Genomic DNA, 16,802 nt, shown 5'->3' with positions numbered 1-16,802 from the left:
CACCACCAAACGAACGTCCTGTCATGTCAGCGCAGGCCGCGGCCACTATGGTGGACCCTGCGTACGGACATGAAGGGGCAGCAGTGACAGACGGCGACGGGACCCTCGCGGCAGGAGCCCAGGGGAGGAAGTTCGGTCCGCTCGGCACGGCCTTGGTGATCATCCCGACCTACAACGAGGCGGAGAACATCAAGAAGATCGTCGGCCGGGTGCGCAAGGCCGCCCCCGAGGCCCACGTGCTCGTGGCCGACGACAACAGCCCCGACGGCACCGGAAAGCTCGCCGACGAACTGGCCGCCGAGGACGACCACGTGCACGTCCTGCACCGCAAGGGCAAGGAGGGCCTGGGCGCCGCCTACCTCGCGGGTTTCCGCTGGGGCCTGGAGAAGGGCTACGGCGTGGTCGTCGAGATGGACGCCGACGGTTCCCACCAGCCGGAGGAACTGCCCCGCCTGCTCACCGCCCTCAAGAGCGCCGACCTCGTGCTGGGCTCCCGCTGGGTGCCGGGCGGGCGGGTCGTCAACTGGCCCAAGTCCCGCGAGTTCCTCTCCCGCGGCGGCAGCACCTACTCGCGCCTCATGCTCGACGTGCCGATCCGCGACGTGACCGGCGGCTACCGCGCCTTCCGGCGCGAGACCCTCGAGGGGCTGGGCCTGGACCAGGTGGCCTCGCAGGGCTACTGCTTCCAGGTCGACCTGGCCCGCCGCGCGGTCAAGGCCGGCTACCACGTGGTCGAGGTGCCGATCACCTTCGTCGAGCGCGAACTCGGCGACTCCAAGATGAGCCGCGACATCGTCGTCGAGGCGCTGTGGCGGGTCACCGCCTGGGGTGTGGGGGAGCGGGTCGGCAAGGTCCTGGGCCGGCGCGGCGACACCCCCTCGACGCGGGCCTGATCACGGCTGGTCGCGGCCTTATCCCGTGCTGAGCCGGGCCCGGGCACACTGGGACGTATGACGACTGGCGCTCAGACCCCCGCGTACCCCGTCCGGCCCCGGCGCTCCCGGCTGCGCACGTTCCTCCCGCTTGGTGTGGCCGCGTGGCTCGTGCTGGAGGTCTGGCTGCTGACGGTCGTCGCCGGCGCGTCGAACGGGCTGGTGGTGTTCCTGCTGCTGGTGGCGGGCCTCGTCCTCGGTTCCGTCGTGATCAAGCGGGCTGGACGGCGGGCCTTCCGGAACCTCACCGAGGCGCTGCAACAGCAGCAGAGCGGCGTGCTGCCCGACACGGCCCGGCCCGGCAGCGAGGGCAACGGGCTGATGATGCTCGGCGGCCTGCTGCTGATGATCCCGGGCCTGATCTCCGACGCGGTGGGGCTGCTCCTGCTGCTGCCCCCGGTGCAGAAGGCCGTGAGCCGTACCGCCGAGCGCACCGTCGAGCGCAAGCTCCGCGCGGCCGGCCCGGGCACCCTGGGCGATGCGTTCCGGCAGGCCCGGATACACCACCCCGACGGCAAGGTGGTCCAAGGCGAGGTCATCAGGCAGGAGCCGGGCGACGCCCCGCGGGAGCAGCGTCCGCCGCTGACCCACTGAGCGTCCCGGGCCGATCCGGCCTGATCGCGAAAACGCACAAGACCGCGGGCGCCGTACGTGAGATCACGTACGGCGCCCGCGGTCAGTGCTGTATCAGTCCGCTCAGGCCCCTGTCGGGGTCACGCCGACTTGCGGCTGTCCCGGGGATGAACCGCGATGTTCATCGCCCCCGAGCGCAGAACCGCCAGACGCTCCTCGAGGACCTCTTCGAGTTCCTCACGGGTGCGCCGCTCCATCAGCATGTCCCAATGCGTACGCGCGGGCTTGGCCTTCTTCTCTTCCGGGCCGTCGCCGTCCACCAGGAGTGCCTGGGCCCCGCAGACCTTGCACTCCCACTCCGGCGGGATCTCCGCCTCGACCGAGAAGGGCATCTCGAAGCGGTGCCCCTTCTCGCATGCGTACTCCACGGCCTGGCGCGGAGCCAGGTCGATGCCGCGGTCCGTCTCGTAGCTGGTCACCACGAGGCGCGTGCCGCGAAGAGCTCGCTCACTCATGAATCGTGCCTCCCGGGCTTGTCGCCCACAGGACAGGTGTCGCTGTCGTCGTCATCCGGTCAACGTCCGGTCGGCGGTAAAGATTCCCGTTCCGAGTCCCGTTCCGGGTCGTGCGTCGCCGTCGTAGCCGCAGCCTTGCTGACCAATGTCGTACCCACCGGCGCCCGGTTTGTCACATCTGCTAGCAGATGCGACTCAGCGTTTCGGCATCTTTGACGCGCAGTAACGGTACGCCTGGCAGGCCAAACGCGTACACTACCGCCCTTTCGCTTCCAGTGCTAAATCCTTTCGGGTACCGGGTTGCCCGCATCCGTGATCGCACGCCGTACCGGAACCCGGGCGAGCAGGGCGAAGCCGATGACGAAGAAGCACACCAGCGAGATGATCGCGTCCCGGTAGCTGCCGGTCAGCTGGTAGGTGACCCCGAACAGCAGCGGGCCGAGCCAGCTCATGCCGCGGTCGCTGATCTCGTAGGCGGAGAAGTACTCGGCCTCCTTGCCGGGCGGGACCAGGTGGGAGAACAGGGAGCGGGACAGTGCCTGGCTGCCGCCGAGGACCAGGCCGATGCCGGCGGCGAGGACGAAGAACCACCCGGGCGTCCGGGCCGGCAGGAAGTATCCGGCCCCCAGCGTCACCGTCCACGCCACCAGCGAACCGAGGATCGCGCGCTTCGCCCCGTAGGTCCGGGCCAGCCGTCCGAGGGCCAGGGCGCCCGCCACCGCCAGGACCTGCACCAGCAGCACGGCGCCGATGAGCGTCGACTGCCCGAGGCCCAGTTCCTCGGAGCCGTAGACCGAGGCCTGGGAGATCACGGTCTGGATGCCGTCGTTGTAGACCAGGTAGGCGAGCAGGAAGGCGAGCGTCAGGGGATGGCGGCGCATGTCGCGGACGGTCGCGGCCAGCTGCCGGAATCCGGGGAGGGCCGCCTCCCGGGCGGGGGAGCGGCGGTCGCGCAGCCGGCGCAGCGGTACGAGGGCGAAGGCACCCCACCACAGTCCGGCCGACGCCAGGCAGATGCGCACCGCCGTGCTCTCGGAGACGCCGAAGGAGTCGTGGCCGGTGTAGAGGGCGAGGTCGGCGACGAGGACCAGGGAGCCCGCGGCGTAGCCGAACGCCCAGCCGCGGGAGGAGACCGCGTCGCGTTCCTCGGGCGGGGCGATCTGCGGAAGGTAGGAGTTGTAGAGCATCATCGCCACGGACTGCGCCGCGTTGGCGACGACCAGGAGGACCCCGCCGAGCAGATAGCGGTCGCCGTCGAGGAAGAACATCGCCGTGGTGGCCGCGGCCCCGGTGTAGGCGGCCGCCGCGAGGAGCGGTTTCTTCCGCCCGGTGCGGTCCGCGGCAGCGCCCACCACGGGCATCACCAGCACGGCGAGGATCACCGACAGGGACACCGAGTAGGCGAAGAACGAACCGGCGCGGACCGGGATTCCCAGGGGGTGGACGTAGCCCTCCGCGTCCGCCGCCGACGTGGCGACCGCGGTGAGGTAGGGGCCCAGGAAGACGGTGAGCACGCTCGTCGAGTAGACCGAGCACGCCCAGTCGTAGACGTACCAGCCGCGCTGCTCGCGCTTGCGCCCGTCGGCCTCGTCGGCCGGCGGTGTCCACACGGTGTCGGTGCCCACCCGTGCCCTCGCTTCCCCGTGGTGGAACGCGCTGAGGCGCGAGGCCCCCGGGTCTCAGACCCAGACGCCGCGGTCCTCCATGACCTTGCGCAGTGTGTCGATGTGATCGGTCATGATGCCATCCACGCCCAGGTCCAGAAGCCGGTGCATGGCCTCCGGATCGTTCACCGTCCACACGTGTACGTGCAGTCCACGCGCGTGTGCGGCGCGGAGGAAGCGGTGGTCGACGACCTGGATCCCGGACTGGACCTCCGGCACCTGGGCGGCGACGGCCGAGCGGCGCACCGCTGCGGGCAGGCCCCAGGAGCGCAGCCGCAGGTTGAGCACGCCCCGCGTGCCGTACGACGTCGCCAGGCGCGGCCCGGCCAGCCGCTGGGCGCGCACCACGCGGGCCTCGGAGAACGAGCCCAGGCAGATCCGGTCCCAGGAGCCGGTCCGCTCGACGAGGTCCAGGAAGGGCAGGAGGGCGGGCTCCGCCTTGACGTCGACGTTCCAGCGGACCTCGGGGAAGGTCTCCAGCAGTTCCTCGAACAGCGGCACCGGTTCCTCGCCGGCCACGCGCGCCTGCGCCACCTCCTGCCACGGCAGGTCGGCGATCCGGCCGGCGCCGTCCGTCATCCGGTCCAGGGTCGCGTCGTGGAAGGCCACGAGCTTGCCGTCCCGGGTGGCGTGCACGTCGGTCTCGAGGTACCGGTAGCCCGCCTCCACCGCACGGCGGAACTGGCGCACGGTGTTCTCCAGGCCGTCCGCGGCCCCGCCCCGGTGGGCGAAGGCGATCGGACCGGGATGGTCGAGGTAGGGGTGGCGTGTCGGCGAGGTCACGAACGCAGTATCGCTCCCCGGGGTCGAGCGGTGGCAACGACCGTGCTGCCGCCGGATGCCGGGGGGACGGCGAACACGCGCAGGAAGAGCTGGGCGAGCGGGCCGATGGACACCGCGTAGAGCAGCGTGCCGACGCCGACGGTGCCACCCAGGGCGAAGCCCGTCGCCACCACGGTGACCTCGATCGCCGTACGCACCAGGCGGATCGACAGCCCCGTGCGCTGGTGCAGGCCCGTCATCAGGCCGTCACGGGGGCCGGAGCCGAAGCGGGCCGCGATGTACAGGCCGGTCGCCGCCCCGTTGAGGACGATTCCCGCCGTCATCAGCGGGATGCCCACGCCCAGGGCGTGCGCGTCGGGCACCAGGGCCAGGGTCGCGTCCATCGCGGCGCCGATCACCAGCACGTTGGAGACGGTGCCCAGCCCCGGCCGCTGCCGCAGCGGGATCCACAGCAGCAGCACCGCCGCGCCCACGAGGGTCAGCACCAGCCCCATCGACAGCCCGGTCCGCTCGGACAGACCCTGGTGCAGCACGTTCCACGGCTCCAGCCCGAGCCCTGACCGCACGAGCAGCGCGGAGCTCACGCCGTACAGCGCGAGCCCGGCGTAGAGCTGCAGCAGTCGCCGCACGAGAAGCCTCTGCTTGGACACGAGGTGCCCCCCTGTGGTGGTAGTGGCCTGATGCATGACACCCTGTGGCCGGGAGAAGCAAGCCATCCATGGCCAATTCGGGGAAGGTGGACTGGTTTCCATGGCGCAATGGACCTCGGCCGTGGGTGCGGCACAGCTCGCGCGGCTGCTGAAGTCCCAGCAGGACCGTCCGGCGGGGCCCGGCACCCGCCGCCCGCCCGCCTACCGCGCGCTCGCCGACGGCATCCGCCTGCTGGTGCTGGAGGGGCGGGTCCCGGTGGCCGCCCGGCTGCCCGCCGAGCGGGAGCTGGCCCTCGCCCTGTCCGTCAGCCGGACGACGGTCGCCGCCGCGTACGAGGCGCTGCGCGGCGAGGGGTTCCTGGAGTCGCGGCGCGGCGCGGGCAGCTGGACTGCCGTACCGGCCGGCAACCCGCTGCCGGCCCGTGGCCTGGAGCCGCTGCCGCCCGAGGCGCTCGGCTCGATGATCGACCTGGGCTGCGCCGCGCTGCCTGCCCCGGAGCCGTGGCTGACCCGGGCCGTACAGGGCGCCCTGGAGGAGCTGCCGCCGTACGCGCACACCCACGGCGATTACCCGGCCGGGCTGCCCGCGCTGCGGTCGATGATCGCCGAGCGGTATGCGGCGCGGGGCATCCCGACCATGCCCGAGCAGATCATGGTGACGACCGGGGCGATGGGCGCGATCGACGCGATCTGCCACCTCTTCGCGGGACGCGGTGAGCGCGTCGCCGTCGAGTCGCCTTCCTACGCCAACATCCTCCAGCTGATGCGGGAGGCAGGGGCCCGGCTCGTACCCGTCGCCATGGCCGAGGGACTCGCCGGGTGGGACATGGACCGCTGGCGGCAGGTGCTGCGGGACGCGGCGCCCCGGATCGCGTACGTCGTCGCCGACTTCCACAACCCGACCGGCGCCCTCGCCGACGACGACCAGCGGCGGCGGCTGGTGGACGCGGCGCGCTCGGCGGGCACGGTGCTCGTCGCCGACGAGACGATGAGCGAGCTGTGGCTCGACCCGGGTGTGGAGATGCCGCGACCGGTGTGTTCCTTCGACCCGGCCGGGTCCACGGTGATCACCGTCGGGTCGGCGAGCAAGGCGTTCTGGGCCGGGATGCGGATCGGATGGGTGCGGGCGGCGCCGGATGTGATCCGCAGCCTGGTCGCCGCCCGCGCGTACGCCGACCTGGGGACGCCGGTGCTGGAGCAGCTGGCCGTGAACTGGCTGTTCGGCACGGGCGGCTGGGAGCAGGCCGTACAGGTGCGGCGCGCACAGGCCCGGGAGAACCGCGACGCGCTGGTGGCGGCGGTCCGCAGAGAGCTGCCCGGCTGGGAGTTCGAGGTGCCCCGGGGCGGGCTCACGCTGTGGGTGCGGACCGGGGGGCTGTCGGGGTCGCGGCTCGCCGAGGCGGGCGAGCGGGTGGGGGTGCGGGTGCCGTCGGGGCCGCGGTTCGGGGTGGACGGGGCGTTCGAGGGGTACGTGCGGCTGCCGTTCACCGTGGGGGGTGCGGTGGCCGAGGAGGCGGCGGTGCGGCTGGCCGCGGCCGCGCGGCTGGTGGAGAGCGGTGGAGCGGGGGGCGGGGAGGCTCCTCGTACGTTCGTCGCCTAGGGGCGTCGAGCGCTGGGCGGCACCCGCCCGCGGACCGCGGACGTGGCTGTGCACCGGGCGCCGGGCGCCGCGGCCGTCCAAGTCGTGGACGGACCGGCCGGGCGGGGACGTGGCGGCCCACGGGGGGCAGGCCCCGGTCGGCCGCCGTGCGCCCTGGGGCACGCCCGTGCCGGTAGGAGGCCCGGATGGCTGTCGTGCGCCCTTCGGGCATGTCCGTGCCGGTGGGAGGCCTGGCCGGCTGTCGTGCGTCCTTCGGGTACGCCCGCGCTGGGGGAGGCCCGGATGGCTGTCGTGCGCCCTTCGGGCATGTCCGTGCCGGTGGGAGGCCTGGCCGGCTGTCGTGCGCCCTTCGGGTATGCCCGCGCTGGTGGGAGGCCCGGGAATGCCTGCCGTGCGTCCTTCGGGCGCGCCCGTGCCGGTGAGGTCCCGGGCGGCTGCCGTGCCTCGCTCGGGCACGCCCGCGCTGGTGGGAGGTCCGGATGGGCATGTCCGTGCCGGTGGGAGGCCCGGTCGGCCGCCGTGCGCCCTCGGGTACGTCCGTGCGCTACGTGGATTCCGCCGCCACCGCCGCTTCCGCGGGGACCGGATCCGCCTTCGTCGGCTCGGGAGTCGGCTCCGCCGCATCCGCGGGAACGGGTGCGGCCTGGTTCGGTTCCGCCGTCTCCGCCCCTTCCGCGGGGGCCGGCTCAGCCTGCGGCGGCTCGGGAGCCGGCTCCTGGGCCGTGGTCGCGTCCGCCGGAGTCGTGCGGGGTGGGAGCAGAGCCAGTACCGCCTGGCGGTGGGTTTCGCTCGTCGCGTCGTCGTAGGGGTTCGGCGTGGACGGGACCTGCAGGCGGTGGACCGGGCCCGTGCCGAGACGGGCGTAACCGCGGCCGGGCGGGACGGTGTCGAGGGGCGTGGTGGGCGGCGGAGCACCCAGGACGGACTCCACCTGCTCGGCCGTCGCCGGACCGAGGACGACCCGCGCGCGGGTGTGCTGCCGTACCGGATCGCTCAGGGCGTCCAGGCTGTCCAGCTGGTCGGCGACGACCACCGTCACGTTCGCGGGGCGGCCGTGCCGCAGCGGGACCTGGAGCAGGGACTGCGGATCCTTGCGGCCGTCGGCGGCGGCCAGGTGGGTGAAGGCACTCGGACGGTCGAGGAGGATCCACAGGGGGCGTTTGCTGTCGTCGGGCGGCGGGTGGCCGGCCTGGTGGGCGCGGTTGGCGGTGACGAGCCGGCGTTCCGTCTCATGGGAGGCCCATTCCAGGCTCGCCAGCGCGCCCGCGAGGCCCGACTCGACGGCCAGGACGCCGTCCCGGCCGGTGAGGCAGGCGTACTCGCCGGTGCCGCCGCCGTCGACGATGACGACGTCGCCGTGCTGGAGGGCCTGCAGGGCGATGCCTCGCAGCAGCGTGGAGACGCCGCTGCCGGGCTGCCCGAGGACGAGCAGGTGGGGCTCGGTGGAGCGGATGCCCGTACGCCACACGACCGGGGGCACGTCGCGGGGTTCTTCCTCCCCGTGGGTGAGGGGGAGGGTGCGCTGGACCTGGGCGGGGTCGGTGAAGCCGAGGACCGTCTCGCCCGGGGCGGTGACGAACCGCTGGGCGAGGATGTCGGTGGGCAGCGGAGCCAGCACGGTGACCGTCAGGTGGTTGGCCTCCTCGTCCCACGCGAAGTGGTACTCGCGGCCGCGCCCCGACTTGGCCGTCAGCAGGTGCTGGATCCGGACGCGGGCCGCGGCCTCGCCGTCCGGGAAGTACGCCGGGTAGCTGATCACCAGGTGGGCGATCCGGCCGGTGGCGTCGAACTCGTAGGCGGGGAAGGCCTTCTCCCACTCGCCGCCGTGCGTGTACAGGGGCGCCGGGTCCTCGGCGGCCGAGAAGTACGGCACGAGGGCCTCGTACAGCGACTTCAGGCGCTGGGTCTGCGACTCGTCGGGGCCGTCGGGCTCGGCCGGGGTGCGGTCGCGGCCCTGCCAGGCCGCCGCCGCCATCAGCGTGATGGCGGCGAGCAGCGGGCCGTACGGCACCAGGGCCACGGCCATGATCACCGAGGCGGCCAGGAACAGCAGCCCGCCGCGCTTGTCCGAGGGGGTGTCGGACCACCTGCGCCGCCCGGCCGAGGCCAGCCGGCGCAGACCGCGGGTGATGGTGATCAGCGGATGGAGGATGTCGGTGGCGCTGTCGGCTGCCGTCCGGGCCAGCTCCCGGCTCCGGGCGAGCTGCATGCCGCCGTTGCTCAGAATGCGGGGGAGTGGGCGCCGGGCCACTGCTGCCTCCGGGGGGTGCGTACGGGCGGGTGGGACGTCTGGGGGGTCAGAACTTGATGCCTCCGAGCAGGCTCGCGAGGCTCTCGCCGCCCGCCTTGATGCTCGGGGCGATGGCCGTGCTCGCCAGATAGAAGCCGAACAGGGTCGCGATGATGGCGTGCGACGCCTTCAGGCCGTCCTTGCGGAAGAAGAGGAAGACGATGATGCCGAGCAGGACCACGCCTGAGATGGAGAGGATCATTGGGGGTCTCCTGGTTCGCGGGGACAGTCACCATGAGTACTTCCAGGCTCACAGGATGTATCCATACGATAAAGGGTGCAACTGGGTGGAATTCCGGCGTTTTCCCTCGCTCGGCGGAGTGTTCGTTTGACCCGGTCGAGCCGGGCGCTTGCGCTCGGGCGGGTCTGCGGTGATCTTTACCTCGGGCACATCGGGTCATGTGCCGCGCGAGCCAGTACGCTGGCGATTCACTCGTACGGCCGCGCCGCTCGCGGCCGCACGCGCAGTCCGTGAGCAGTGAGAGGCGGTCCGGCCGATGACAGAAGCCCCCGACCCCGAGGTCGTGGAGCTGGCGACCAAGATCTTCGATCTGGCCCGGCGGGGCCGGACCGAGGAACTCGTGGCGTACGTCGACGCGGGTGTTCCGGCCGACCTCACCAACGACCGCGGCGACTGTCTCGTGATGCTCGCCGCCTACCACGGCCACGCCGACGCGGTCCGGGCCCTGCTCGCCCGCGGCGCCGATGCCGACCGCGTCAACGACCGGGGGCAGACACCGCTCGCGGGAGCGGTTTTCAAGGGGGAGACGGACGTGATCAAGGCGCTGCTGGAGCGTGGCGCGGACCCGTCCGCCGGCACCCCCTCGGCCGTCGACACCGCCCGCATGTTCGGCCGGACCGAACTGCTCGAACTCTTCGGCGAGCGCTGAGCCGAATGCTCTGACCAGCGAAAACACGGAAAACGGGGGAGGCGGTACAGGGCCGCCGAAATTTCGGTCGCGGCGGGTCGAACCGCCGGGTCATCATGACGTCGTGGTTCACGGACGTGATGGCCGGGCAAGTGTTGCCGCACCGCGCGGACCGTGACGCGGTCCGCATGGGCCACCGACGAGAGGCAGAGGAAGATGGTCTACAGCAAGCAGGAAACGGCGGGCGCACCGACGTGTTGTCACGCGGCCAGGTAAGGCACGTCCCCGGTTGCGTCGACGCTTGATGTGAGGCTGTTTCCCATGTTCGATCCGGTCATAGCGCCCAGCGGTACGCTGCTCGGCCTGCTCCAGCGGGGTCGCGGCGACGGCACGCTGCACGCGCTCACCGCACCGCGTGCCGAGGCGCTCGCGGCACTGAACCACTGTGTGCTGCGCGACCCCCGCCACGACTGGCAGGTGGAGAACCGCTCCCTTTACTACGCCCGCCTGTACCTCGACCTGAACGGCGAACTGGACGCCATCGAGGCGCACCTCTTCGAGCCCGAGGACGTCCTCGACACCGACGAGTCCCGCACCGGGCTCGCCCTGGCCGTCCTCGGCCACCTGGCCTCCTACGGCCGGCGCGACGCGCTGCAACTGCTGCGCAGGTACGCCGCCCACGGCTCCAACTGGGCCTGGGCCCTGGACGAACTGGCGCTGCGCGACGACGACGCGGGGCTTCGGGCCCTCGCCGCACCCGTCCTGGCGCGCTTCCCGGCCGACCCGGAAGGCGAGGCCGAACTCGCCGCCACCGTCCGGGACGCCTTCGAGCCCCGGCCGTGGCGCCTGTGGGCCGAGGATCCCCGGGAGTCCATCGCCACGCGTGTGCGTGCCGCCCAGGAGGCCGGCTGTTTCGACCGCTGGCAGCGGCAGATGCGTCCGTCCGGGCCCCGCCCGGGGTGGAGCGTGCGAGCCGTCCTCGAATGGGCCCAGCAGGGCGCCGAACGCGGGGCCGCCCTCCAGGTGCCGGCCGCCCGGTGTCTGGCCGCCGTGGCCGGGCCCGAGGACCGGCCCGAGATCGTCCAGGCGGCCAAGGACGGCCCCGACGGCGCGCGGTGCGCCGCCCTGCGCTACCTCGCCGACAGCAACGACCCCGACGCCCTGTGCCTGATCGAGGGCGCCGTGGCCTCCGGCTCGGCGGCCGTCGTGGAGGCCGCCGTCGACGCCTTCGAACGCATGCGCAGTGTCGCCGCCGTCGACCGGGCGCGCGGCTGGGCCCGCCGGCCCGACGCGCTCGGTGCGGCCGCCGGACGCGTCCTCGCCTGCCGCGGCGGCGCCCAGGACCGCGACCAGGTCCTCGCGGCGCTGCGGGAGGCCGTACGCGGCGAAGGCCCGGACGCGCCGACCCTGTGGACCCTCGTCGACGGCGCCGGACGGCTCGGCATCGGCTGCGCCGCCCCCGTACTGCGCCACATCTACCGCGAGACCGCCTCCTCCCATCTGCGGGGCCGGGCCGCCCGCGCCCTCGCCGCCACCGACCCCTCCTTTCCCACCGGCTTCGCCGTCGAGTGCCTGTGGGACTGCGAGGAGACCACCCGCGAACTCGCCGCCCGGCACGCCGAGACCGGTGACACCCGCGTCGTCGAGCGCCTGCGCCGGCTCGCCGCCGACCCGGCCGAGGAGGCCGAGGTCCAGACCGCCGTACGCAGCCGGATCGGGCCCGAGGAAACCGCCGTGTGACCCCCAGACCCGTGGAAGACCCGGGCGGGAGGACACCGTCCGGGTGAACGAGGGGTGCTGCGGGTTCAGTGGTGGTGGGACTCCGCCTGTCCCGGGCGGCCGGCGGGTGCGCAGGACCGTACGCCGAACCACTGCTCGGCGCCGTACTCCTCGAAGCGCGTCACCTCGGTGAACCCCAGCTTCGCCGCGAGGCGCATCGCGCGGTCGTTGGCGGTCCGGGTGCACAGCACCACCGGCTCGCCGGGAAGCGCGCCGGCGAACCAGTCGAGCGACCGCCGCGCACGCCTCGGCGGCGTATCCGTGCCCCCAGGCATGCGGCAGGAACAGGAAGCCGAGCTCGGTCTCCCCGGCCTCCGGACGGGGGTGACCCGGGCGCTCCGCGTCACGCCGGTCCAGCGTGATCATGCCGATCATCGCTGCGTCGAGAGCGACCACGAAGAGGCCGGGGCGCCGCCCGGGCACCTCGGGCAGCGCGCGTTCGAGCTCGTCACGCGGTCGGGGGCCACCGATGTGGGTGCCCACCTCCGGCGACGCGAACAGCTCGATGAACGCCGCACGGTCCCGGGCCTCGGACGCGCGGAGCACGAGCCGCTCGGTCCTGATCGGGGCGGGGGGCCAGAGGGCGGGGCCGAGTTCCGTCATGACGGGCAACGTATCGCGCCCCCCGGCGGCCCGGGGCGTCAGCGGCGGTGGACCGCCATGAACCGTACGGGCGTGCCCGGCACGGCCTGGGCGGCGGCCGGGAGGTCGGCGGTGCGGACCACCGCGATGACCGGGTAGCCCCCGGTGGTCGGGTGGTCGGCCAGGAACACCACCGGCCTGCCGTCGGGCGGGACCTGCACGGCGCCCAGCACCATGCCCTCGCTGGGGAGTTCCTCGGTACGGGCGCGCTCCAGGGCGGGGCCGGTGGTGCGCAGCCCGATGCGGTTGCTGGCGGGGGAGACCTGGTAGGTGCGCGAAGTGAAGGTCCGCAGGGCCCGCGGTGTGAACCAGTCGTCGCGTGGGCCGAGCGTCACGCGCAGGACCAGCTCGGCCGGGGGCGCCGGCTGCGGGGCGACGTCCACGCGCGCGTGCGCCGCCCGCAGGTCGCCCAGGTGCAGGACGGTGCCGTCGGCGAGGGGGGCCGGGCCGAGGCCCGACAGCAGGTCGGTGGAGCGGCTGGCGAGGACCGGCTCCACCGCGATGCCGCCGGAGACGGCGACGTAACTGCGCACGCCCGATGTGGCCGGCCCGACGTCCAGCAGCGCCCCGGCGGGCACCCGGACCGGGGCTCCCCAGGCGGCCGGGCGTCCGTCCACCGTGACGCGGCAGGGCGCGCCGGTGACCGCCACCGTGACCGGGCAACGGGGCCGTACGGCACAGCCGTTGAGGGTCGTCTCCAGGACGGCCGCCTCCGGGGGGTTGCCGGCCAGCCGGTTGGCCAGGGCCGCCGCCGGCCCGTCCAGCGCCCCGGAACGCGGCACCCCGAGGTGGGCGTGGCCGGGACGCCCCCGGTCCTGGACGGTGGTCAGGGCCCCGGCCCGTACGACGGCGAGCGCGCGGTCCGTCATGCCGCACCCGCCTCGACGGGAACGAAGCGCACGCGCGTGCCCGGCGACAGCAGCGCGGCCGGCACACGCGCGTGGTCCCACAGCACGACGTCCGTGGTGCCGATCAGCTGCCAGCCGCCCGGCGAGGAGCGCGGGTACACACCCGTGTAGGGGCCGGCCAGCGCCACCGAACCGGCCGGGACGGCGGTACGCGGGGTGGCCCGGCGCGGCACGTGGTGGCGCGGCGGGAGCCCGGTGAGGTAGCCGAAGCCGGGCGCGAACCCGCAGAAGGCGACCCGGTACTCGGCGGCCGCGTGGATGCGCGCGACCTCCGGCTCGGCGACTCCCCAGCGCGCGGCGACGTCGGCCAGGTCGGGACCGTCGTAGCGCACCGGGATCTCCACCACCTCGCCCGTGCGCGGGGGAGCGGGGGGCACCTCGGCGGCGGCCAGGTCGGCGGCCGCGCGGGCGGGGTCGGGCAGGCCGTCGAGCAGCACCGTACGGGCCGCGGGCACGATCTCGCGGGCCGGCAGGGCGCCCGCCGCCCGGCGCCGCAGCAGCTCGGCGTGCAGCGCCTGGGCCTCGTCCCCGGACGAGACCTCGACGAGCAGGGCGTCCTCTCCCACGGGCAGCACCCTCATGCGAAGGCCTCCACCCGGACACCCGACGCCTCCAGGCGCTCCCGGACGCGGCGCGCCAGGTCCACCGCGCCGGGCGTGTCGCCGTGCAGGCACAGGGAACGCGCGCGTACCTCGATGCGCGCCCCCGACTGCGCGACGACCTCGCCGGAGCGGGCCAGGCCCACCGAGCGCGCCACGACCGTCTCCGGGTCGGTGACGACGGCGCCCTCCCGGCCGCGGGGCACCAGCGTGCCCTGGTCGGTGTACGCCCGGTCCGCGAACGCCTCCGGGACCACCGGCAGCCCGGCTTTCCGGGCCAGCTCCAGCAGCCGCGAGCCGGGCAGCCCGAGCACGGGCAGCGTGGCGTCGGCGAGGAGCACTCCGTCGACGACGGCCGCGGCCTGCGCCTCGTCGTGCACGACCCGGTTGTAGAGCGCGCCGTGCGGCTTGACGTACGCCACGCGGGAGCCCGCCGCACGCGCGAAGACCTCCAGGGCGCCGATCTGGTAGGCCACCTCGGCCGCCAGTTCGGCGGGCGGCACCTCCATCGCGCGCCGCCCGAACCCGGCCAGGTCCCGGTAGGAGACCTGGGCGCCGATCCGTACCCCCCGCTCGGCCGCGAGGACGCACACCCGCCGCATGGTGACCGGGTCCCCGGCATGGAAGCCGCAGGCCACGTTGGCGCTGGTGACGACGGACAGCAGCGCCTCGTCGTCGGTGAGCCGCCAGCGGCCGAAGCCCTCGCCTAGGTCGGCGTTCAGATCGATGGGGGTCATGAATCCAGTGTCTCCTGCTCAGGCCACGCGGTACTGCTCGTCGCGGGCGTCGGTGAGGAACATCTGCCCCGGGGCGTGGGTGAGCGCGAAGGGCGGGCGCGAGGCCATCACGGCCGCCTGCGGGGTCACCCCGCAGGCCCAGAACACCGGGATGTCGTCCGGTTCGGCGTCCACCGGGTCGCCGAAGTCCGGGCGGCCGAGGTCGGCGATGCCGAGCCCCGCCGGATCACCGCAGTGCACGGGGCCGCCGTGCACCGCGGGCAGCAGGCTGCTCTCCCGGATCGCCGCCGACAGGTGCTGCGGCGGCACCGGCCGCATGGACACCACCAGCGGCCCGTGCAGCCGCCCCGCCGGACGGCACTGCCGGCTCGTCACGTACATCGGAACGTTCCGGCCCTGCTCGACGTGCCGGATCGGCACGCCCGCCTCGGCCAGCGCCCACTCGAAGGTGAAGCTGCAGCCGATCAGGAACGACACCAGGTCCTCCCGCCAGTACGCGCGCACGTCCGTCGGCTCGTCCACCAACTCGCCGTCCCGCCACACCCGGTAGCGCGGCAGGTCGGTGCGCAGGTCCGCACCGTCCGCGAGCACCGTGGTGACGGACCCGGCGTCCGTGACGTCCAGGACCGGGCACGGCTTGGGGTTGCGCTGGCAGAACAGCAGCACGTCGTAGGCCCAGTCGGCGGGCACCGCGATGAGGTTGGCCTGGGTGTGGCCCGCCGCGACACCGGCGGTGGGGCCGGTCAGGCCCGCCCGGAAGCGGGCGCGTGCCGTTGCGGGGCTCCACGCGTGCGCGTGCTCGTCGGTGAGGACCACGGGCCGGTCCTCCACCGCGGTGGGGGTGTTCCGGTCGATGCGGTTCACGTGAGCTCCTTCCCGCGCGTCTCCGGCAGTCCCAGCAGGGCGAGGGCCGCCAGCCCGTAGCCGATCGCGCCGAACACCAGCGCGCCGCCCACCCCCCAGCTGTCGGCGAGGAACCCGACCGTGGTGGGGAACACCGCGCCGACGGCCCGCCCGGTGTTGTACGTGAAGCCCTGTCCCGTGCCGCGTACCACGGTCGGGTACAGCTCGCTCAGGTAGGACCCGAAGCCGCTGAAGATCGCCGACATGCAGAACCCGAGCGGGAAACCGAGCACCAGGAGCAGGCCGTTGGCGCCGCTCGGGATGTTCGCGTACGCCAGGATGCACAGCGCCGACAGCAGGGCGAACAGCCAGATGTTGCGCCGGCGGCCCAGCTTGTCGGTGAGGTAGCCGCCGGTCAGATAGCCGGCGAAGGCACCCGAGATCAGGAACGTCAGGTAGCCGCCGGTGCCGACGACCGACAGGTCACGCTCGGTCTTCAGGTACGTCGGCACCCAGGTGGCCAGCGTGTAGTAGCCGCCCTGGACGCCGGTGGAGAGCAGCACGGCGAACACCGTGGTGCGCAGCAGGCCCGGCTTGAAGATCGCTGTGAAGGAGCCCTTCACGGGGCTCTGCTCCCGCGCCGCGACCGCCTCGGGCGCGTCGTGCACGCTGCGGCGCACCCACACCACCAGCAGCGCGGGCAGCGCCCCGGTCCAGAACATGATGCGCCAGGCCAGGTCGTCGCCGGCCAGCGAGAAGACCAGTGTGTACATGATCGCTGCCAGGGCCCAGCCCACGGCCCAGGAGCTCTGGATCGCGCCGAGCGTGCGTCCCCGGTGCCTGGCGCTCGCGTACTCGGCGACCAGGATCGCGCCGACCGCCCACTCGCCGCCGAAGCCGAGGCCCTGCAGGGCGCGGAAGACCAGCAGCGTCTCGTAGTTCGGGGCGAAGCCGCAGGCCACCGTGAAGACGGCGTACGTGATCACCGTCAGCAGCAGTGCCCTGACGCGGCCGACCCGGTCCGCCAGCACACCCGCCAGGGCGCCGCCGATCGCGGAGACCACCAGGGTGACGGTGGTGAACAGCCCGGTCTGGCCGCTGTCCAGACCGAAGTACGCGGCCAGCGCGACCATGCTCAGCGGCAGCGTGAAGTAGTCGTACGAGTCCAGGGCATAGCCGCCGAACGCGCCGGCGAAGGCCCGCCGGCCGCGCGGGCCGAGCGCCCGCAGCCAGCCCAGCGCCCCGTCGTGCAAGGGGTCTTGCGTGCCCGCGGGGCGTGTGTCGTCGGTGAGGGCCTTCGGTGGAGGGGTCGTGCTCATGGGCACCTCGCAGAGGGAGGAGGAGGGTGCGGGAAACGAGCAGTGCCGTGCGGAGCTGACCGGCGCCGCGGTGCGGGAGGCGGTGCCGTGTGCAGCACC

At 73.6% G+C, this 16,802-nt stretch carries 16 protein-coding genes and 1 pseudogene; 5 read left to right on the top strand and 12 right to left on the bottom strand.

The window, feature by feature from the left end; all coding sequences use genetic code 11:
• The first annotated feature begins 83 nt into the window (after positions 1-83).
• Both AB0K80_RS26980 and fxsA read left to right on the top strand, forming a co-directional pair.
• Complete coding sequence (locus tag AB0K80_RS26980; protein ID WP_365673948.1) at positions 84-893, top strand: polyprenol monophosphomannose synthase; 810 nt, start codon at positions 84-86, stop codon at positions 891-893.
• 57 nt (positions 894-950) lie between these two features.
• Positions 951-1,526, top strand: coding sequence for an FxsA family membrane protein (gene fxsA, locus AB0K80_RS26975; protein WP_365673947.1), 576 nt, complete (start codon positions 951-953; stop codon positions 1,524-1,526).
• Between the two features lie 119 nt (positions 1,527-1,645).
• On the opposite strand, the gene AB0K80_RS26970 is transcribed toward fxsA, so the two are convergent.
• From AB0K80_RS26970 to AB0K80_RS26955, 4 genes are all read right to left on the bottom strand, one after another.
• The gene (locus tag AB0K80_RS26970; protein ID WP_003977404.1) at positions 1,646-2,020 is read right to left on the bottom strand and encodes an RNA polymerase-binding protein RbpA; all 375 of its coding nucleotides are present in this window, start codon (positions 2,018-2,020) and stop codon (positions 1,646-1,648) included.
• 278 nt (positions 2,021-2,298) lie between these two features.
• A complete protein-coding gene (locus AB0K80_RS26965) occupies positions 2,299-3,645 on the bottom strand; it encodes an MFS transporter (protein ID WP_365673945.1) in 1,347 nt (448 codons plus the stop codon).
• A gap of 54 nt (positions 3,646-3,699) precedes the next feature.
• The gene (locus AB0K80_RS26960) at positions 3,700-4,467 is read right to left on the bottom strand and encodes a glycerophosphodiester phosphodiesterase (protein ID WP_365673943.1); all 768 of its coding nucleotides are present in this window, start codon (positions 4,465-4,467) and stop codon (positions 3,700-3,702) included.
• Positions 4,464-5,153, bottom strand: a complete 690-nt coding sequence (locus AB0K80_RS26955) for a hypothetical protein (protein WP_365673941.1) — start codon at positions 5,151-5,153, stop codon at positions 4,464-4,466. Before AB0K80_RS26955 ends, AB0K80_RS26960 begins: the two co-directional genes overlap by 4 nt.
• 64 nt (positions 5,154-5,217) lie before the next feature.
• Here AB0K80_RS26955 and AB0K80_RS26950 point away from each other — a divergent pair, with 64 nt between their 5' ends.
• Positions 5,218-6,717: a PLP-dependent aminotransferase family protein gene (locus tag AB0K80_RS26950; RefSeq protein ID WP_365673939.1), complete on the top strand. Its 1,500-nt coding sequence runs from the start codon at positions 5,218-5,220 to the stop codon at positions 6,715-6,717.
• A gap of 544 nt (positions 6,718-7,261) precedes the next feature.
• On the opposite strand, the gene AB0K80_RS26945 is transcribed toward AB0K80_RS26950, so the two are convergent.
• Both AB0K80_RS26945 and AB0K80_RS26940 read right to left on the bottom strand, forming a co-directional pair.
• Positions 7,262-8,968, bottom strand: a complete 1,707-nt coding sequence (locus tag AB0K80_RS26945) for a hypothetical protein (RefSeq protein WP_365673938.1) — start codon at positions 8,966-8,968, stop codon at positions 7,262-7,264.
• Between the two features lie 46 nt (positions 8,969-9,014).
• Positions 9,015-9,209, bottom strand: coding sequence for a hypothetical protein (locus tag AB0K80_RS26940; protein ID WP_365673936.1), 195 nt, complete (start codon positions 9,207-9,209; stop codon positions 9,015-9,017).
• A 295-nt stretch (positions 9,210-9,504) separates the two neighbouring features.
• On the opposite strand from AB0K80_RS26940, the gene AB0K80_RS26935 reads away from it, so the two are divergent.
• Together AB0K80_RS26935 and AB0K80_RS26930 are read left to right on the top strand one after the other, a co-directional pair.
• The gene (locus AB0K80_RS26935) at positions 9,505-9,897 is read left to right on the top strand and encodes an ankyrin repeat domain-containing protein (RefSeq protein WP_365673934.1); all 393 of its coding nucleotides are present in this window, start codon (positions 9,505-9,507) and stop codon (positions 9,895-9,897) included.
• 300 nt (positions 9,898-10,197) lie between these two features.
• Positions 10,198-11,616 (top strand): HEAT repeat domain-containing protein, encoded by a 1,419-nt coding sequence (locus AB0K80_RS26930; protein WP_365673931.1) that lies wholly within the window; start codon positions 10,198-10,200, stop codon positions 11,614-11,616.
• Positions 11,617-11,681: 65 nt separating this feature from the next.
• Here AB0K80_RS26930 and AB0K80_RS26925 read toward each other — a convergent pair.
• The 6 genes and pseudogenes from AB0K80_RS26925 to AB0K80_RS26900 form a co-directional block, all read right to left on the bottom strand.
• Positions 11,682-12,258 (bottom strand): annotated as a pseudogene (locus AB0K80_RS26925) (GNAT family N-acetyltransferase).
• A 38-nt stretch (positions 12,259-12,296) separates the two neighbouring features.
• Complete coding sequence (locus tag AB0K80_RS26920) at positions 12,297-13,166, bottom strand: biotin-dependent carboxyltransferase family protein (protein WP_365673929.1); 870 nt, start codon at positions 13,164-13,166, stop codon at positions 12,297-12,299.
• Positions 13,163-13,786 (bottom strand): 5-oxoprolinase subunit PxpB, encoded by a 624-nt coding sequence (gene pxpB, locus AB0K80_RS26915; RefSeq protein WP_365673927.1) that lies wholly within the window; start codon positions 13,784-13,786, stop codon positions 13,163-13,165. The genes AB0K80_RS26920 and pxpB overlap by 4 nt, the downstream gene beginning before the upstream one ends.
• Positions 13,783-14,541: a 5-oxoprolinase subunit PxpA gene (locus tag AB0K80_RS26910; RefSeq protein WP_365673925.1), complete on the bottom strand. Its 759-nt coding sequence runs from the start codon at positions 14,539-14,541 to the stop codon at positions 13,783-13,785. Before AB0K80_RS26910 ends, pxpB begins: the two co-directional genes overlap by 4 nt.
• A gap of 18 nt (positions 14,542-14,559) precedes the next feature.
• The gene (locus AB0K80_RS26905; protein ID WP_365673923.1) at positions 14,560-15,405 is read right to left on the bottom strand and encodes a putative hydro-lyase; all 846 of its coding nucleotides are present in this window, start codon (positions 15,403-15,405) and stop codon (positions 14,560-14,562) included.
• On the bottom strand, positions 15,402-16,703 hold the full coding sequence (locus AB0K80_RS26900; RefSeq protein ID WP_365673921.1) for an MFS transporter: 1,302 nt from the start codon (positions 16,701-16,703) through the stop codon (positions 15,402-15,404). Before AB0K80_RS26900 ends, AB0K80_RS26905 begins: the two co-directional genes overlap by 4 nt.
• Positions 16,704-16,802 lie beyond the last annotated feature (99 nt).

It is taken from the genome of Streptomyces sp. NPDC052682 (assembly GCF_040678435.1).
Classification (GTDB): domain Bacteria; phylum Actinomycetota; class Actinomycetes; order Streptomycetales; family Streptomycetaceae; genus Streptomyces.
The sequence above is the reverse complement of the archived record's forward strand: the minus strand, read 5'-3'. Positions and strand labels throughout refer to the sequence as shown.